The organism is Dyella sp. (assembly GCF_035685805.1).
Lineage (GTDB): Bacteria > Pseudomonadota > Gammaproteobacteria > Xanthomonadales > Rhodanobacteraceae > Dyella_A.
The window spans coordinates 43524-61822 of record NZ_DASSAB010000038.1 but is presented as its reverse complement, the minus strand read 5'-3'; the positions used below and the strand labels follow the sequence as shown (position 1 = coordinate 61822).

The window sequence follows — 18299 nt, the reverse complement described above, 5'->3', positions numbered from 1 at the left end:
ATTGTAAACGAAGGCCCGCAGCGATGCGGGCCTTCGTCTTTTCCGGGTGCCGACCGTGCACGCCCGCCGCGAGAACACGATGGCCGCCATCCGCTCCGCTTCCCGCCTGCGCCAGTGCCGCCACTGGGTGTTCGACCTCGACGGCACGCTGACCGTGGCGCTGCACGACTTCGCCGCAATCCGGCGCGCGCTGGGCATCGGCGAGGCGGACGACATCCTGGCGCACGTGGCCGCGCTGCCTGCGCCCGAAGCGAACGCGGCCAACCAGTGGCTGCACGCCCACGAACGCGAACTGGCGCTGGCGGCCGCACCGGCACACGGTGCCGTGGCCCTGGTGCAGGAACTGGCCAGCCGCGGTTGCCGGCTCGGCATCCTCACCCGCAACCTGCGCGAGCTGGCGTTGATCACGCTGCAGGCGATCGGGCTCGACGCGCATTTCCATCCCGACGATGTGCTGGGCCGCGAAGAAGCCGCACCCAAACCGGACCCGGCCGGACTGCTCCACCTCGCGACGCGCTGGGCGGTGCCGCCGGACGAACTGGTGATGGTGGGCGACTATGCCTACGACCTCGCCTGCGCCCGCGCCGCTGGCGCCGCCAGCGTGATGGTGAACGTGCCCGGCGATCCCTGGCCCACGCTTACCGACTGGCGCTTCGAGCACTGCCTCGGCCTGCGCGACGCATTGGCCTAAAGCCGAGCCGGCCGCTGCCGCAGCACACCTCAGCCGGCCAGCGGCGGCCCCTTCAGCTCGACCCGGTTGCCTTCCGGGTCGAGGCAGTAGATCGACGGTCCCTGGCCACGGGCGCCGTAGCGCAAGCCGATCTCGCCCACACGCACGCCGTGCGCGTGCAGATGCGACACGATGGCGGCCTCGTCGTAGCCGCGCACGCTCAGGCACAGGTGATCCATGTTGTGGCCCTGCTCACCCGGCGGCGCCCCGCCTTGCTGCCCGAGCTTGCCTTCCACGCTGACCAAGTCGATCAGCGAGGCGCCAGCGCGCAGTTGCACCAGGCCAATCTCGTCCTGGCGGCGCTCCTCGGTACAACCGAGCACGACGCAGTAGAAATGCTGCATCACCGGCACGTCGCGCACACGCAGCACGACGTGATCGAGCTGCTCGAGATCGAATGGGGGACGGTTCATGGCCAGCTCCAGCGGTCGGGAATGCCCATGGTAGGCGCGGCGGCACGACGTCGCACCCGCGCCCGGGCGCGCCGCGCCGGCTGAACGAGCGCGACCGCGTGACCCGACGACCCCGGACGCGCAGCCGCCGGCCTGTATAATCGACCGGTAAACGCACGATGGGAGAAGCGCTCGAACCCTCGCCGGATCGATCGCTGCCGAAGGCGCAACGCCCGTAATCGCTCAGGCCCAAAAACCATCGCGTGCAAACACTCTGGAGAGACCGGTTGAATCCGGCGCCGAAGGGGCACCAGGCACGGCAGTGGATCGCCGCGCCTCCAAACTCTCAGGCAAAAGGACAGAGGGGCGCCCCACGTGCGGCACGGCACGTTGCCTTCGGATGCCTCCAGTCATGAGCCACAAGACCTCCCCCTCGCTGCGCGAGCTCGAGCACCACGGTGCGTTCATCGAGCGCCACATCGGCCCCAACGACGCCGAGATCGCCCACATGCTCGACGCCATCGGCCAGCCCTCGCTGGATGCGATGACCGACGCGATCGTGCCGGCCTCGATCAAGTCGCCCGCGCCGCTGGCCCTGCCCGCCCCGGTCACGGAGGTGGAGGCACTGGCAAAGATCCGCGCGATCGCCACCAAGAACAACGTCTTCAAGAGCTTCATCGGCCAGGGCTATTACGGCACCCACACGCCCAACGTGATCCTGCGCAACATCCTGGAAAACCCCGCCTGGTACACCGCCTACACGCCGTACCAGGCCGAGATTTCGCAGGGCCGGATGGAGGCGCTGATCAACTTCCAGACCATGGTGGCCGACCTCACCGCCATGGACATCGCCAACGCCTCGCTGCTGGACGAAGCCACCGCCGCGGCCGAGGCGATGACGCTGGCCAAGCGTTCGTGCAAGTCCAGGAGCAACCTGTTCTTCGTGTCCAAGGGCGTGCATCCGCAGACGCTGGAAGTGCTGCACACGCGCGCCGAGGCGATGGGCATCGACCTCAAGATCGGCGACGACGCCGAGGCCGCCACCGTCGACAGCTTCGGCGTGCTGCTGCAGTACCCGGACACCTTCGGCCAGATCCACGACTACGCCGAGGTCGCCGCAGCCGTGCACGGCCGCGGTGGGCTGGTCGCGGTGGCCACCGACCTGCTCGCGCTCACCCTGCTCAAGGCACCGGGCGAATGGGGCGCGGACATCGTCATCGGCAACAGCCAGCGCTTCGGCGTGCCGTTCGGCTTCGGCGGCCCGCACGCGGCGTTCATGGCCTGCCGCGACGCGTTCAAGCGCTCGATGCCGGGCCGGCTGATCGGCGTGTCGATCGACGCCGAGGGCAACAAGGCCTATCGCCTCACCCTGCAGACGCGCGAGCAGCACATCCGCCGCGAGAAGGCCACCTCCAACATCTGCACCGCACAGGTGCTGCTGGCGGTGATGGCGAGCATGTACGCCGTCTACCACGGTCCCGAGGGGCTCACCCGCATTGCCCGCCGTACCCACCGCTTGGCGACCATCCTGGCGGCCGCGCTGACCAAGGCCGGGGTCACCGTGGGCAAGCAGTTCTTCGACACGCTGCACATCACCGGCGTCGACGCCGATGCCGTGCACGCGCGGGCCGAGTCAATGCGCATCAACCTGCGCCAGATCCACGGCACCAGCATCGGCATCAGCCTGGACGAGACCACCACGCGCGAGGACGTGATCGCGCTGGCCGGCCTGTTCGGCGCCACCATCGACGATATCGACGCGCTCGATGACGCCGCCGCCGACGCACTGCCGCCTGCGCTGGTGCGCAGCAGCGCGTTCCTCACCCATCCGGTGTTCAACACCCACCACAGCGAGCACGAGCTGCTGCGTTACATGCGCGCGCTGGCAGACAAGGATCTGGCGATGGATCGCACCATGATCCCGCTGGGCAGCTGCACCATGAAGCTCAACGCCACCGCCGAGATGATCCCCGTGACGTGGCCCGAGTTCGGCGCCATCCATCCGCTGTCGCCGGCCGGCCAGACCGAAGGCTACGAGGAGTTGATCACCAGCCTGGAGGCGATGCTGGTGGAGTGCACCGGCTACGACGCGGTGAGCCTGCAGCCGAACTCCGGTGCGCAGGGCGAGTACGCGGGCCTGCTGGCGATCCGCGCCTACCACCGCTCGCGCGGCGAGGGCCATCGCGACATCTGCCTGATCCCCGAATCGGCCCACGGTACCAATCCCGCCAGCGCGCAGATGTGCGGCATGACCGTGGTGGTCACCGCCTGCGATGCCAACGGCAATGTCGACGTCGACGACCTGCGCGCCAAGGCCGAGAAGTATTCCGATCGGCTCGCCGCGCTGATGGTCACCTACCCGTCCACGCACGGCGTGTTCGAGGAGGAAATCGTGCAGATCTGCGAGATCATCCACGCGCACGGCGGCCAGGTGTACACCGACGGCGCCAACATGAACGCGCTGGTGGGCGTGGCCAAGCCCGGCAAGTGGGGCTCGGACGTAAGCCACCTCAACCTGCACAAGACCTTCTGCATCCCCCACGGCGGCGGCGGTCCGGGCGTCGGCCCGTGCGCGGTGAAGTCGCACCTGGCTCCGTTCCTGCCCAAGACCTTCGGCGGCGAAGGCGATGTCGGCATGGTCTCCGCCGCCAGCTTCGGCTCGGCCAGCATCCTGCCGATCAGCTGGATGTACATCGCCATGATGGGCAGCGAAGGCCTGCGCCGTGCCACGCAAGTTGCGCTGCTCAACGCCAACTACGTGGCCAAGCGCCTGGCGCCGCACTACAAGACGCTCTACACCGGCCGCAACGGGCTGGTGGCGCACGAGTGCATCCTGGACCTGCGCCCGCTCAAGGACGCCACCGGCATCGGCGCCGAAGACGTGGCCAAGCGGCTGATCGACTTCGGCTTCCACGCGCCCACGCTGAGCTTCCCGGTGGCCGGCACGCTGATGGTCGAGCCGACCGAGAGCGAGAGCCAGCACGAGCTGGACCGGTTCATCGACGCGATGATCCAGATCCGCGAGGAGATCCGCGCGATCGAGAACGGCTCGCTCGATCGCGAGGACAACCCGCTCAAGCACGCCCCGCACACCGCCGGCATGGTCTCGGGCAGCGAGTGGACCCACGCCTACCCGCGCGAGCTGGCGGCGTTCCCGCTGGCCAGCCTCAGGCAGCAGAAGTACTGGCCGCCGGTGGCGCGCGTGGACAACGTCTACGGTGACAAGAACATCATGTGCGCGTGCATCCCGGTCGATGCGTTCAAGGGCGAGATCGAGGCCTTCAGCGAGCCGAACGTGATGTAACTCCCCCGCGACATCGTCGACACGAAAAGACCCGGCTCCGGCCGGGTTTTTTTTGCGCCAGGCTCGGGCTCAACCGTACGGCCGTACCGCCTTGACGTCCTGCGTGGCGGCCCACTCCAGCACGTCCTCGCGGCGCAGCGCAGCGGCTATCAGGTCGGGCCGCGTGTGCATGGTCGGACGCCGCTCCGGAGCGCGCGCGTCATTCGCGGTCGTCCGCGGCGTCGAGCAGATCGTCGGGGTCGTGGAGATAGTCGAGCAGGTCACCTGGCCGACACTCGAGTACCAGGCACAGCTTGGCCAGGGTGCGGAAGCGGAGGCCGCGGACCTTGCCGGAGCGGAACAGCGACAGCTGCGTTTCGCTGATGCCGATCTGCACGGCCAGCTCCTTCGCCTTGATGCCGCGGCGGGTGATCACCTCGTCGAGCGTGACGCGGACCGGCATCAGACGATCTCGTCCAGCTCGCGCTGCAGCTGGCTGGCCTGCTCGACGACGCGCGCCAGCAGCACCAGCGCCGCCCCGATGATCACCAGCACCATGCCGGACAGGTCGAAGTAGGCGAAGCCGCCGCGGGTGTGTGCGATCACCCGGGTCAGGTTGGTCACCGCGAAGATGTTCAGCAGCGCCCCGATCATCACGCCCACGCCGATCTGGCGCAGCGCCGCGGCCACCACCGGCTGGAACAGTCTGCCTGCCGCCATGTCGCGCAGCGCCCGCTGCACCGCCCACAGCGCCCACAGATAGGCCAGCGCGGGAAACACGTGCACCAGCAGCAACAGCAGCCCACGCATCGGCATCGGGTCCGAGCGCAGCAGGTAGGCCAGCGGCATCACCACGTAGGCCAGCAGCAGCAGCGCGGACAGCCCGACCAGCGCACACAGCACACCTATCCGCAACCACCGGCAGTGCTGCCGGAATCGATCTGGCCGGGCCATGAGCCTGCTCCTTAAATTTAAGTTTGACTTAAATAAGTCTCGGGGACTACTTTATCTCTTACTTAAATTCCTGGGAAGCCGTCGTCGTGTCCCTTGCCATCCATACCCAAGCGCTCTGCCGTCGTTTCGGAGCCCGCGTGGCGGTCGATCAGGTGTCCCTTCACGTGCCTGCCGGCAGCATCTACGGCTTTCTCGGCCGCAACGGTGCGGGCAAGACCACCACGCTGAAGATGCTGCTGGGCCTGCTGCATCCGCACGGCGGCCGCGCCGTCGTCGCTGGCGTGGACGTGGCGCGGGAACGCATACGGGCCGCACGCCAGGTAGGCGCCCTGCTGGAGGCACAGGGTTTCTATCTGCAGCTGAGCGGGCGCGAGAACCTGGACCTGTGCCGACGCCTGCGCGGCTGTCCCCGCAGCGAGGTCGATCGCGTGCTCGATGCCACCGAAATGCGCGAATACGCAGGTCGGCCGGTGGCCGGCTATTCGCTAGGCATGCGTCAGCGGCTGGGACTGGCGCGGGCCATGCTCGGCCAGCCGCCGGTGCTGCTGCTGGACGAACCCACCAACGGTCTGGATCCGGAAGGCATCGCCGACATGCGCAGCTTCCTGCGCCGGTTGCCCGAGCGCAGCGGCGCCACCGTGCTGGTCTCCAGCCACCTGCTGGGCGAGATCGAGCAGGTCGCCACGCACGTGGGCATCCTCAGCCATGGCCGACTGGTGCTCGAAGGCGCACTCGACCAGCTCAAGGCCGGGCTCGACCGCGAACTCGTGCTGCACACCGACAACCCGGAGCGCGCGCGCGATCTGGCGCTGGCGCTCGGCTTTGCCGCCGAACTCGACCCGCAGGGCAAGCGCCTGCGCACCCGCAGGGCCGGGCGCGAAGCGCTCGAGCCCGCCACCGCCGCACTCACGCGCGCCCTGTGCGAGGCGGGCGTGGCGGTGTACGCCATCGCGCCGCACGAGCCTTCGCTGGAGCACCTGTATCGCCACGCCACCGCGGCTGCCACGCAAGCGGCCCACCCTGTCTGAAGGAGCTGTGCCATGCCCTCTGTCTGGACCTGCCTGTACGTGGAATACCGCAAGCACGCGCGCTCGCTGGCACTGCTGCTGGCGGTGGTCGCGCCGCTGCTGATCGCGGTGTTCGTGTTCTTCAACCTGGTGTGCGACCACCGCCCGATTTCGTGGGACATGACCATGGCCACTGCGGCGGCGATCTGGGCCTATTTCATGCTGCCGATGAGCGTGACCGCGCTCACCGCGCTGGTGGCTCAGGCCGAACACGGACCGCGCGCCTGGGATCAACTGCATGCGCTGCCCCTGCCCCGCGCGCGCCTCTACGCGGCCAAGGCGCTGTGGGTGCTGATCGTGGTGGCTCTGATGAGCGCGGCCGTGGGCGTGGCAAGCTGGCTGGCGGTGCACGCCGCCAGTGCATGGCGACCCGACGCCGCGCCCACCGGTCGCTTCGACGCCGTGCACTACCTCGGCCTGATCACGCGCATCTACCTATCGGCGTGGCTGCTGGTGGCGGTGCAGACGTGGATCGCGCTGCGCTTCCACAGCTTCGTGCCGGCGCTGGCGGCCGGCATCGGTGGCACCTTCTTCGCCGTCGTGGCCAGCTCGGCCCGCGTAGGTGTGGTGCTGCCGTGGCAGATACCGGTCAACATGCTCGCGTCGGATCCGGCGCGCATGCATCTCGCGCTCGGCGTGGGGCTGATCGGCGGCGTGGCGGTGATGGCGCTGATGGTGCGGCAGCTCGCACGGCGCGAGGTGATCTAGCCCGCCCGCATGGCGCTCAATCGGCCAGCGCGCAGTCCGCTGCGGTGCGGGTGAGGTAGCGCTGCTCGAACTCCCCCGGTGGCATCGGCATCGACAGGTAATAGCCCTGCACCTGGTCGCAGCCGAGCGTGCGCAGCAGGTCCGCCTGCAGTTGGGTCTCCACGCCTTCGGCGACCACTTCCATGTTGAGCGTGTGCGCCAGCTCGATGATCGCGGCGATGATCGCCCGTGCCTCCGGGCCACCGTCCTCCAGCGCCTGGATGAAGAACTGGTCGATCTTCAGCTGGCGCACCTGGAACTTCTGCAGGTAGGCCAGGCTGGAATAGCCGGTGCCGAAATCGTCGATGGCGAACTCGAAGCCGCGGGCGCGGAAATCCTTGAGCATCAGCGTAGTGCGCTCGGCGTTCTCCATCGCCATGGTCTCGGTCACCTCGAACATGATCTGCGCCGGGTCGACGTGCGCCTCGGCGGCGATCCGCGCCGCGGTCTCCACCAGCCCGGGCTGGTTGAGCTGCAGCGGCGACAGGTTGATCGCGATGCGCACCGGCGCCAGCCCGCGCGCGCGCCACTCGCTCAGCTGGCGGCAGCTCTCGCGGATCACCCACTCGCCGATGCGGCCGATCTGGCCGCTGCGCTCGGCCACTCCGATGAACTCGATCGGCGGCACGTTGCCGAGCGTGGCGTGATGCCAGCGCGCCAGCGCTTCGGCGCCGACGATGGCGCCGGTGTGGCTGTCGTGCTTGGGCTGGAAGTGCAGCGACAGCGAGCCGTCCTCGATCGCCGTGAGCAGCGCGCGCTGGATCGTCATCACGCGCTCGGCGCGCTCGCGCATGCGCGTGTCGTAGATGCTGTAGCCGTTGCGGCCGCTCTGCTTGGCCGCATACATGGCCACGTCGGCGTGGGCGATGAGCGACTCCACGTCGTCGCCGTCCTGCGGAAAGTGCGCCACGCCGATGCTGGGCGTGGCGCGCAGCTGCACGCCCTGCACCACGAACGGCTCCTGCATCGCCGCCAGCATGCGCTCGACGATGCGCTCGGCCGAGTCGGCGTGGCGCATGCGATCGAGCACCGCCACGAACTCATCGCCCCCCACCCGCGCCAGGCTGTCGTAGCGCAGCAGCGAGGTGAGCCGCTCCGCCACCGCGCACAGCAGCATGTCGCCGACGCTGTGGCCGAGCGAGTCGTTGACGTTCTTGAAGCCGTCCAGGTCGAGATAGACCACCGCGACGTGGCCGTGCCCGGCGCGAGCGCCGGCCAGCGCGAGCTGCAGGCGCTCCACCAGCATCGGCCGGTTCGGCAGCCCGGTGAGCGCGTCGTGCGTGGCGAGGTGGCGCAGGCGGTCATTGAGGTGATCAAGCGAGCCGGCCAGGTGGTGGGTGCGCTTGTACAACTGCGCCACCCACTCGGACATGGCCAGCGAAGCAAGTATCGAGAGCAGCGCGACGAGCCAGATGATCGCCCCCACCCACATCACCGCCGAAGCGTCGGCTGGCGTGCCGGGGCGGAAGTCCTGCTGCGACCAGCGCATGGCCGCATGCAGCACCGCGTTCAGCGCCAGCGCCGTGGCGAACGCAGCGATGACACGCCGGCGCCGGGAGCGCTTGGGACGAGCGCGGAACAGGTGCAGCACGTGCAGCGCGCCGGCACTGGCGATGCCGGCCAGCACGAACCAGATCACCAGCCGCAGCGGATGGGCCATGCTGCTGATCGACAGGTGCAGCGACGTCAGCATCACCAGATGCAGCATCACCGAGACAGCCCCGAGCAGTGCGGCGCCGAGCAGCAGTCGGCGACGGCTCATGATCTCCGCGTCAGCGGTGCGCAGGGCGATGAATGCCAGCAACAGCGCCAGCACGCCCGAGATCACGCACGACAGCGGCTCCAGCCCGTCGTTCAACTGCGGCACCCGCACCAGGATGCCCAGGAAATGCTGCGCCCACAGGCCCAGCCCGATCATCCACGTGCCGACCCCGTACCACGCCGTGCGCTGCCACGCGATGCGCGAGGCGCCGATCCGCGGCGTGACGTCGAGGGCCTGGTAGACCACCGTCACGCCGATCATCAGGGCGAGCAGCATGAGAAGAGGATGGAAGCTGCCGGTCATGGATATCGCAAGCGCCAGGGGATGCGGGTGTACTCACGGATAACGGCACCGCCGCGGCAAGCTTTAGCGGCCGCACCGCGCGCAGACCGTTGTGACAGCGCCTGTTGACGAGCCGCATTCGGCAGCACAGGCGCGCGGGCGGTGCGGCATCAATCGGCGAAAGCGCGCACGGCGCTGGCGCGCATCCACCGCCGTGCTTCACTGCGGCGGATGGGCCGCCACCCACTCACCCAGCCACTGGGCCACCGCAGCCGGGCGGGTCACCGGCAGCATGTGCCCGCCCTCGATCACCGTGAGCTGTGCGTGCCCGATGGCCTGTGCCAGGCGCTCGCCGTGTCCGCGCGGGCTGAGCACGCGATCACCCCGGCCGAACAGGATCGCCACCGGCATCGCCAGCGCGTCGTAGCGCGGGCTGCGCGCGCCCAGTTCGCGGATCGCCGAGACGATATCCACGCTCGCCGCCACCACGTTGGCGGGCCGCAGCGCCAGCAGGCCGCCGCCGCGCACGCCGAAATCCGCCGGTGCCGGCTCCGGCGCGAAGATTGCGCTGAGGTTCGCCGCGCTGCCGAGCTGGCCCAGCGGCGTGGCCAGCGTCCAGCCGATCACCCGCCGCACCGCCAGCGACCGGCGCAGCACCCAATGCAGCAGCGGCGTGGTGCGCACGTCGTCGAACGCCAGCGGCGCGATCAGTGCCAGCGACCCCACGCGCGCCGGGTGATCCTGCGCCAGCACCAGCGCCAGCGCGCCGCCAAGCGAGTGGCCCACCAGCACCGGCCGCTCCAGCGCGAGCCGATCGATGAAGGCGGCAATCAGCCGCGCCTGCGCCGCCAGCTCCATCGGGGCGCCGCCGTGGCTGCGGGAGTAGCCCGAGCCGGGACGGTCCAGCGCGATCACCCGGTGGTTCGTGGCCAAGTGGTCGATCAGCGCGTAGGCGAAGTTGCCCAGCTGGCCCGAGAGCCCGTGCACCAGCACGATTGCCGGCCCCTGCCCGCGATCGACATAGTGCAGCCGCGCCCCGTCCACGGTGAGGTACTGCCCCTGCGGCGGCACCTGCGCCTGGATGCGCCGGGTCGCCAGTGCGGCATAGCCGACCAGCGTGGCCAACAGCAAAACAATGCCTACCACCACGCTCCAGCCGATCATGCCTGCGGTGCCTCCGGCCTGCGTCACGCGCGCCGCCCGCCGCACTATGCCATCGGCGCGTGCGGGCCTGCCGCCGCTGCGGTGTTGCGCCCGACATGGCCACCAGGCTGCGTCGGCGGTGGGCACAAAAAAAAGGCCCCGCAAGCGGAGCCTTTTTCCTGCAACGGTGGGTCATCCACGGCCCGCAGAACGGGCCGTGGATGCGGCGGATCACTCCGCGTTCTTGGCCAGCCAGGCATCCACGCCCGGCAGGCGATCCTTGCGGATCATCATGCGGTACTCGATGTTGGCGATCACCGTGTTGGCGACGCGGCGCGAGCCTTCGGCGATGTGCGCCTCGGCATAGGCCTTGATCTTGTCGATCATCTCCGGCTTGACCGAGCTGGCGGCGATGCCGGGGTAGTAGCGGCTGGACGAGGTGGAGTCGACCAGCTTGTCCACCTGCTCGCGGTGGGCCAGCGCGAAGTCGAACGCCATCTCCGGGTGACGCGAGCCGACGATGCGGATCATGCCGGCGCTGTTGGTGGCGCCCGGCTCGTCGGTGAGCGCCAACTCCAGTGCCTGCTTTGCCAGCGCGTCATCCTCGGGCAGCGAGAGCATGGCGTAGTACTGGTCCTTGATCAGCGGCGTGGTCTCGGCCTTGGCGCGGGCGTGCAGGTCGTCCCAGGTGACCTTGTCGGCGTGGATGGCCACCACGCCGGTGATCACCTTGCGCAGCGCCACCGGGAAGGCCGACGGATCGGTCTTCTGTGCGGCGAAGCGGCGGCGTGCCTCGGCGATCACGTCCTGGTCGCCCAGCTCGGACAAGGTGCCGATCAGCTGCGTGCGCAAGATCGCGGTCGGGTCGCTTTCGCCCGGCTTGGCCTCCCAGCCGATGCGCGCGAACACCGGGCGCAGCCGCTCGCGGGCGAACGCCTGGAAGCGTGCCTGGCGGGCGTCGTCGCCGCGGTAGTAGGTGTTGATGGCGGAGAAGTAACCGGCCACCTCGCCCCACACCTGCGGGTCGGCATCGGCCGGCGTGGCCTTGGCCAGCTCCAGCACGTTCGACACCGGCTCGCGACCGGCCATGGCCAGCGCCCAGGTATCACCCATCAGGCCGAGCTGGTCGATCGGCGCGAGCTTGGCGAAGTCACCCTTGAGCGCGTCGAACTGCGGCTGTGAATACAGCGTGCGGTAGTAGCCGGTCTGCCCGGCATTGACCAGCACCGGGCTGCAGCCCGGCACGCTCAGCGTGGCCTTGCCGTCCACCAGCGTGCGCACCGGTTCGTTGCCGACGGTCTTGGCGATCACCGGCACGTGCCAGCGCAGCGCCTTCTTCTCGGGGCGATCCTTGGTGAACTCGTCCTGGCTCAGCAGCACGTTGGTCTTGCCGCCGGCGCAGGCGGTGGTCTGCACGCGGATCAGCGGGATACCCGGCTGCAGCGTGAAGTCGTGCGCGATCTGCATGATCGGCTTGCCGGCCGCGGACTGCACCGCGGTCCAAAGATCGTCGGACACGGTGTTGCCGTAGGCGTGCGTCTTCATGTAGTTGCGCACGCCGTTGCGCCACGCGTCCGGGCCCACGTAGGCCTCGAGCATGGTGATCACCGCCTCGCCCTTGGAGTAGGTGATGGAGTCGAACGCCTGGCTGGCCTGCTCCACCGTCTCCACGTGCTGCACCACCGGGTGCGTGGTGGCCACGGCGTCGAGCGACATCGCGCCCTCGCGGGTGCCGACCAGGTCCAGATCGGTGTGCCACTCCGGGTGCAGCTTCTGCGTGGTGCGCGAGGCCATCCACGAGGCGAAGCCCTCGTTGAGCCACAGGTCGTCCCACCAGTTCATGGTGACCAGGTCGCCGAACCACTGGTGCGCCAGCTCATGCGCGGCGGTGTTGAACACGCGCTGCTTGTCCACCTGGGTGGAGATGGCCGGGTTGAGCAGCAGCGAGTACTCGAAGGTGAAGATCGCGCCCCAGTTCTCCATCGCCGAGAAGAACTGGCTCTGGCCCGGCGCTGCGATGTTGTCCAGCTTGGGCAGCGGGTACTTCACGCCGAAGTAGTCGTTGTATTCCTTCAGCACGGCGGCCGAGGAATCCAGCGCGAAGTCGGCCTGGTCGACCATGCCCTTCTGCGCGATCACGCCGATCTCGGTGCCTTCGGCCATCTTGGTGGCGCGCTCGAAATCACCCGTGCTGAAGAACAGCAGGTAGGTGGACATCTTCGGCGACTGGCCGAAGTGCACCTCGGTCATGCCATTGCCCAGGTCCTTCGTCGACGCGGCCGGCATGTTGCTCACCGCCATCTCGCCGGTGGGCACAGTGGCGGTCAGGGTGAAGGTGGCCTTGTAGTTCGGCTCGTCCCACGAGGGAATGAAGCGGCGCGCGTCGGAGTTCTCGAACTGCGTGTACAGCGCGCGCTTCTTGCCGGCCTTGGTGTCGTAGTCCAGCGCGAAGATGCCGTTGGCCTGGGTACCGATCTTGCCGGTGTAGGTCAGCGCCAGACGGTACTGCCCGGCCGGGATCGGGTGATCGAAGGTGAACGTGGCGGTCTGCGCCTTGGCGTCCACCGACACCGTCGGCGCCGGGATCATCATCTTCAGCTTGGTCGGCGTCAGCGTGGCCTTGGAGAACGCCAGGTCCGCCGCGTTCAGGGTGATCGCGCTGGTCGGCTTGGTCACCTCCAGCGTGATGGTGACCTGGCCATCGAACGTGAGCTTGTCCGCGTGCGGCACCACCGCCACGTCGTAATGCGACGGCACCACGCCGCGCGGCAGCTGGGTGGTGGCTTCGCGAGCCGGCGGGTTGGCGGCCGCCGCGAGCGGCGCCATCGACACGCCGGCCAGGGCCAGCGCAATGGCGGAAACGAGAGTACGACGCATGAGATCTCCTGCAGGGTGATCGCGCTTCGCACCGGCGCCTGAAGAGGCGTTCGTGCGAGGCGGGGAAAGTGGGGCCCGATAACCGTCCGAGTGTGCTGCCCCGAGCGGCGGCGGGGACACCGCCGGAAGTCATGGTGGGGTAGCGCATGTCTGCATCCGGATGACCAGCAGGCCCGATCAACGGGAGGCCATGCAGGACCGCTCAGGTGGCAACGCACTAACCGCCACAGGGGCGCTTTCCGCTCTTTCGCGTTGGCCAAGCTTCAATCGGAGCAGGCTCGCCTCGGGTACGGCTCCCCGTCCTGGCCCCCGGTCGTTCCAAAAACCCGGCAGTCAAAGACGCTTTCCGAAAAAGCGGAACGTGCCAATGTGCAGGCAACATTCCCATGGCCCGCGGCATGCCGGGCAGTAGCTTGTCGCCACCGCGCCTCCGACGACTACACTTGCGGATGGCCAAGCCGCACCGATTCAGGGGGAATCGCCCATGACGCCCGAGGCACGCGCACGGGAAGTGATCGACAAAAAATTGCAGGAAGCCGGCTGGACAGTTCAGGACACCAGGTCGATTAATCTGGGCGCCGCCAGCGGCATCGCCGTACGCGAGTACCCCACAGACACCGGCCCCGCCGACTACCTGCTGTTCGTGGACCGCCAGCCGGCCGGCGTGATCGAAGCTAAGCGGGATGAGGCCGGCGAAAGCCTCACCACGCACGAGACGCAGACCGAGCGCTACGCCGGCTCCCAACTCAAATGGCGCAAGAACAACGCGCCGTTGCGCTTTCTGTATGAGAGCACCGGCCAGATCATCCATTTCACCGATGCCGGCGACCCGCGCCCGCGGGCCCGCGAGGTATTCCACTTCCTCCAGCCCCGCACGCTGGCCGAATGGGCGGCCCAGCCCGACACCCTGCGCCAGCGGCTGGCGACGCAGATGCCGCCGCTGCCGACGGAAAACCTGCGCGACTGCCAGGTCAGCGCCGTCACCGGCCTTGAAAAATCGCTGGCTCAGGCTCGGCCGCGCGCACTCGTGCACATGGCCACTGGCGCCGGTAAGACCTTCACCGCCATCACCTCGGTCTACCGTCTGCTGAAGTTTGGTGGGGCCAAACGCATCCTGTTCCTGGTCGATACGCGCAACCTTGGCAAGCAGGCGCACCAGGAGTTCATGGCCTACACGCCGCCGGACGACGGCCGCAAGTTCACCGAGCTGTACAACGTGCAGCGTCTGGCCAGCAGCCGCATCGACCCGCACGCGCAGGTGTGCATCAGCACCATCCAGCGCATCTATTCCATCCTCTCGGGCGAGGTTATCGACGACTCCGCCGAGGACATCTCGCTGGCCGAGCTGCCGCCCGGCACCAAGCCGGCGCGCGAGGTCCGCTACAACCCCGCGGTGCCGATCGAGACGTTCGATTTCATCGTCATCGACGAGTGCCACCGCAGCATCTACAACCTGTGGAAGCAGGTACTGGACTACTTCGACGCCTTCCTCATCGGCCTCACCGCCACGCCGGACAAGCGCACCTACGGCTTCTTCAACGAAAACGTGGTGGCCGAGTACAGCTACGAGCAGTCGGTGATCGACGGCGTCAACGTGGGTTACGACGTCTACGAGATCGAAACCCAGATCACCAAGGCCGGCGCCGAAGTGAAGGCGAAGGAATGGGTGGACCACCGCCATCGCGAAACCCGCAAGAAGCGCTGGGCCGAAACGGAAGAGGACATCGGCTACACCGGCAAGGAGCTGGACCGCTCCGTGGTCAACCCCAGCCAGATCCGCGCGGTGATCGGGGAAATGAAACGAGCGGTGGAAAACGCCCTGTTCCCCAGCCGGCAGGAAGTGCCCAAGACGCTGATCTTCGCCAAGACCGACAGCCACGCCGACGACATCATCCAGATCGTGCGCGAGGTCTACGGCGAGGGCAACGCATTCTGCAAGAAGGTTACATACCGGGCCGAAGACGACCCGGACACTGTGCTCTCCAACTTCCGCAACGACTACCACCCGCGCATCGCCGTCACCGTGGACATGATCGCCACCGGCACCGACGTGAAGCCGCTGGAAGTGCTGCTGTTCATGCGCGACGTGCGCTCCAAGGGCTACTACGAGCAGATGAAGGGCCGCGGCGTGCGCAGCCTGGACTACGAATCGCTGAAAAAGGTCAGCGGCAGCGCCGACAGCGCAAAAACCCGCTTCGTGCTGATCGACGCGGTGGGCGTGGAGAAGTCCCTCAAGACCGAAAGCCGCCCGCTGGAGAAGAAGCCCGGCGCCAGCCTGGAGCAGCTGCTCAAGAGCATCGCCGTCGGCGGTCGCGACGAGGACACCGTGCTCAGCCTCGGCAATCGGCTGGTGCGCATGGCCAAGCAGCTGGACGACAAGGCGCAGGCGCGCATCGCCCAGGCGGCCCAGGGACTGAGCCTGCGCGACCTGGCCCGCGGCCTGATCGAAGCGGTGGATCCGGATCGCGTGGTGGCCGATGCGCTGGACGCCGCCAAAGCCGCCGGCATCACCCGCAGCGAGGACACCCTTACCGCGGGCGAACTCGACGCCGCCCGCGAGCAGCGCATCACCGCGGCCTGCCAGCCCTTCGACGACCCGGCCTTGCGCAACATGCTGGAAACCGCCCGCCGCGAGCACGAGCAGCTGATCGACCACATAAACCGCGATCAGGTCACCTTCTCGGGCTTTGGCGCACAGGCCGAGGCCAAGGCGCAGGCCACCGTGCAGGCCTTTGCCGACTACCTCAACCAGCACAAGGACGAGATCGCCGCGCTGGGCTTTTTCTACGCCCAGCCCTACCAGCGCCGTCCGCTCACCTTCGCCATGATCGAAGACCTGCACGAAGCGCTGAGCCGCCCGCCGCTGATGCTCACCACCGAGCGCCTGTGGTCCGCCTACGCCCGCGTGCAGGCCAGCAAGGTGAAGGGCGCCGACACCCGTCGCCAGCTCACCGATCTGGTGGCGCTGGTGCGCTTCGCGCTGGGGATGGACGACGAGCTCAAGCCTTTCGCCGACAGCGTGGACAAGCGCTTCCAGGCGTGGATCTTCCGGCAGAATGCGCAGCGCGCCACGTCGTTCACACCCGAACAGACCGAGTGGCTGCGGCTGATCAAGGATCACATCGCGTCGAGCTGCGCCATCAGCCGCGAGGATTTCGACTACGCCCAGCTCGCCGCCAAGGGCGGGCTGCAAAAGGCGTGGCAGGTGTTTGGCGAGCAGCTCGATGGGCTGCTGGCGGAAATGAATGAGGAGTTGGTGGCTTGAGCAGCGAGTTGCCCCAAGGTTGGGCGTGGGCGCGAATCCCGGATCTGGTAGGCCAAGAAGGGGTCTTCTCGGACGGCGACTGGGTGGAGAGCAAAGATCAGGACCCGGAAGGGGATGTCCGACTGATCCAGCTTGCAGACGTCGGCGATGGGCACTACGTCAACAAGTCATCCCGCTTTTTGACGAGAGAGAAGGCGAAGGAACTTAACTGCACTTTCTTGCAGAGGAGCGATGTTTTGATTGCGCGCATGCCGGACCCTCTTGGTCGAGCATGCATCTTTCCTGGAGACTCAAAGTCGGCAGTTACAGTTGTGGATGTGTGCATAGTCCGCGGCTCACCAATGGATCTCGATCAGCGGTGGTTGATGCACTTCGTCAATGCTGAGCCATTCCGTCAACAAGTTGCGGCCATGCAATCTGGCTCCACGAGGAAACGGATATCTCGCGGCAACCTGAGCACAATCGAGCTTCCTGTGCCGCCGCGTGCAGAACAAACCCGCATCGTCGAAAAGCTCGAAGAACTGCTGTCCGACCTCGACGCCGGCGTGGCCGAACTGAAGGCGGCGCAGCGCAAGCTGGCGCAGTACCGCCAGTCGCTGCTGAAGGCCGCCGTGGAAGGCGCCCTCACCGCCGACTGGCGCGCCGCCCGCGCCCGCTCCGGCGAACCCCAGGAACCCGGCGCCGACCTGCTCCAACGCATCCTCACCGAACGCCGCGCCCGCTGGGAAGCCAAACAACTCGCCAAGTACGGCGAACAAGGCAAAACCCCGCCCAAGGGCTGGCAAGCCAAGTATCCCGAGCCCGTCGCCCCCGACACTGCCGACTTGCCAACGCTTCCTGGTGGTTGGACATGGGCAAGCCTGGACATGGTGGGCGAAATTGCCTCAGGCGTCGCCAAAGGTATGAAACGTTCGTCCACCGCATCAGTCCGCGAAGTGCCATACCTCCGAGTCGCAAATGTCCAACGTGGCTATCTCGACCTCACGCAGATCAAGACCATCGAAGCTACTGAGGCTGATATCAAGGAGCTTCGCCTGCAGCCAGGAGACGTGCTTTTCAACGAAGGCGGAGACCTAGACAAGCTCGGTCGCGGCTGGGTTTGGCGCGGCGAAGTAACGGAATGCATCCACCAAAACCATGTATTCCGCCTGCGCCCTTACCTACCTGCCACGCCACCCGAACTGATCTCCCACCACGGAAATACGTTCGGAAGGACTTGGTTCAAAACAGCAGGCAAGCAGACCACCAACCTAGCGTCTATCAACATGACGATGCTCCGAGCCTTCCCCGTTCCCATCGCTCCAGAAATCGAGAGCAATGAAATCCTGGCGAAGCTCTCCCCCATCATCGACGCTGTGGCTGCTCAGGAAATGAGTGTGGAGCTGGGGCTAAAGCAAGCAGCAGCCCAACGCAAAAACATCCTCAAAGCCGCCTTCGCCGGCCAACTGGTGCCGCAGGACCCCACAGACGAACCTGCCAGCGCGCTACTGAGTCGCATCCGCACCGCACGGATGGCACGCGCAGAGCAACCTAGGGTGCGCAAGACCAAACAACAAAAGGAGGCCATCGTCATGGCGAAGAAATTGGTAGCCGTGCTCGGGGAAGCGGGCGACTGGATGTCAGCCCAAGACGTCTTCCGTCACTGTGGTGTGGGCGATGGCGCGGAAACCGATCAAATTGAAATTCTTTATGCGGAGCTGCGCGCACTTGAAAAGGCAGGGCTTTTGGCCGTGGATACCGTGAAGGACGCGCAAGGTCGCAAGCTCCATGATCGGCTGAAATTGTTGAGCGCCTGAC

General features: G+C 67.4%; 12 protein-coding genes and 1 riboswitch. Of the genes, 6 read left to right on the top strand and 6 right to left on the bottom strand.

Annotation, left to right across the window (positions count from 1 at the left end):
* The first annotated feature begins 79 nt into the window (after positions 1-79).
* Positions 80-691, top strand: coding sequence for an HAD family hydrolase (locus VFG40_RS10030; RefSeq protein ID WP_324897212.1), 612 nt, complete (start codon positions 80-82; stop codon positions 689-691).
* Positions 692-720: 29 nt separating this feature from the next.
* Here the strand turns inward: VFG40_RS10030 and VFG40_RS10025 are convergent, their stop codons facing one another.
* A complete protein-coding gene (locus tag VFG40_RS10025) occupies positions 721-1143 on the bottom strand; it encodes a VOC family protein (protein WP_324897211.1) in 423 nt (140 codons plus the stop codon).
* A gap of 243 nt (positions 1144-1386) precedes the next feature.
* Positions 1387-1494, top strand: a riboswitch (glycine riboswitch).
* Between the two features lie 40 nt (positions 1495-1534).
* On the opposite strand from VFG40_RS10025, the gene gcvP reads away from it, so the two are divergent.
* A complete protein-coding gene (gene gcvP, locus VFG40_RS10020; protein ID WP_324897210.1) occupies positions 1535-4426 on the top strand; it encodes an aminomethyl-transferring glycine dehydrogenase in 2892 nt (963 codons plus the stop codon).
* A 199-nt stretch (positions 4427-4625) separates the two neighbouring features.
* Here gcvP and VFG40_RS10015 read toward each other — a convergent pair whose 3' ends face one another.
* Entirely contained in the window at positions 4626-4868 is a 243-nt protein-coding gene (locus VFG40_RS10015) for a helix-turn-helix domain-containing protein (RefSeq protein ID WP_324897209.1), read from the bottom strand.
* Positions 4868-5359 (bottom strand): DUF2975 domain-containing protein, encoded by a 492-nt coding sequence (locus tag VFG40_RS10010; protein ID WP_324897208.1) that lies wholly within the window; start codon positions 5357-5359, stop codon positions 4868-4870. The genes VFG40_RS10015 and VFG40_RS10010 overlap by 1 nt, the downstream gene beginning before the upstream one ends.
* 86 nt (positions 5360-5445) lie before the next feature.
* On the opposite strand from VFG40_RS10010, the gene VFG40_RS10005 reads away from it, so the two are divergent.
* Complete coding sequence (locus VFG40_RS10005; protein WP_324897207.1) at positions 5446-6387, top strand: ABC transporter ATP-binding protein; 942 nt, start codon at positions 5446-5448, stop codon at positions 6385-6387.
* 12 nt (positions 6388-6399) lie between these two features.
* A complete protein-coding gene (locus VFG40_RS10000) occupies positions 6400-7134 on the top strand; it encodes an ABC transporter permease (RefSeq protein WP_324897206.1) in 735 nt (244 codons plus the stop codon).
* 16 nt (positions 7135-7150) lie between these two features.
* Here VFG40_RS10000 and VFG40_RS09995 read toward each other — a convergent pair whose 3' ends face one another.
* The 3 genes from VFG40_RS09995 to VFG40_RS09985 form a co-directional block, all read right to left on the bottom strand.
* Complete coding sequence (locus tag VFG40_RS09995; RefSeq protein WP_324897205.1) at positions 7151-9238, bottom strand: putative bifunctional diguanylate cyclase/phosphodiesterase; 2088 nt, start codon at positions 9236-9238, stop codon at positions 7151-7153.
* 198 nt (positions 9239-9436) lie between these two features.
* On the bottom strand, positions 9437-10408 hold the full coding sequence (locus VFG40_RS09990) for an alpha/beta fold hydrolase (protein WP_324897204.1): 972 nt from the start codon (positions 10406-10408) through the stop codon (positions 9437-9439).
* 183 nt (positions 10409-10591) lie between these two features.
* Positions 10592-13237, bottom strand: coding sequence for a M1 family metallopeptidase (locus tag VFG40_RS09985; protein WP_324897203.1), 2646 nt, complete (start codon positions 13235-13237; stop codon positions 10592-10594).
* 484 nt (positions 13238-13721) lie between these two features.
* Here VFG40_RS09985 and VFG40_RS09980 point away from each other — a divergent pair, with 484 nt between their 5' ends.
* Positions 13722-16502 (top strand): type I restriction endonuclease subunit R, encoded by a 2781-nt coding sequence (locus tag VFG40_RS09980; RefSeq protein ID WP_324897202.1) that lies wholly within the window; start codon positions 13722-13724, stop codon positions 16500-16502.
* Positions 16499-18298: a restriction endonuclease subunit S gene (locus tag VFG40_RS09975; protein WP_324897201.1), complete on the top strand. Its 1800-nt coding sequence runs from the start codon at positions 16499-16501 to the stop codon at positions 18296-18298. The genes VFG40_RS09980 and VFG40_RS09975 overlap by 4 nt, the downstream gene beginning before the upstream one ends.
* The last annotated feature ends 1 nt before the right edge of the window (position 18299 follow it).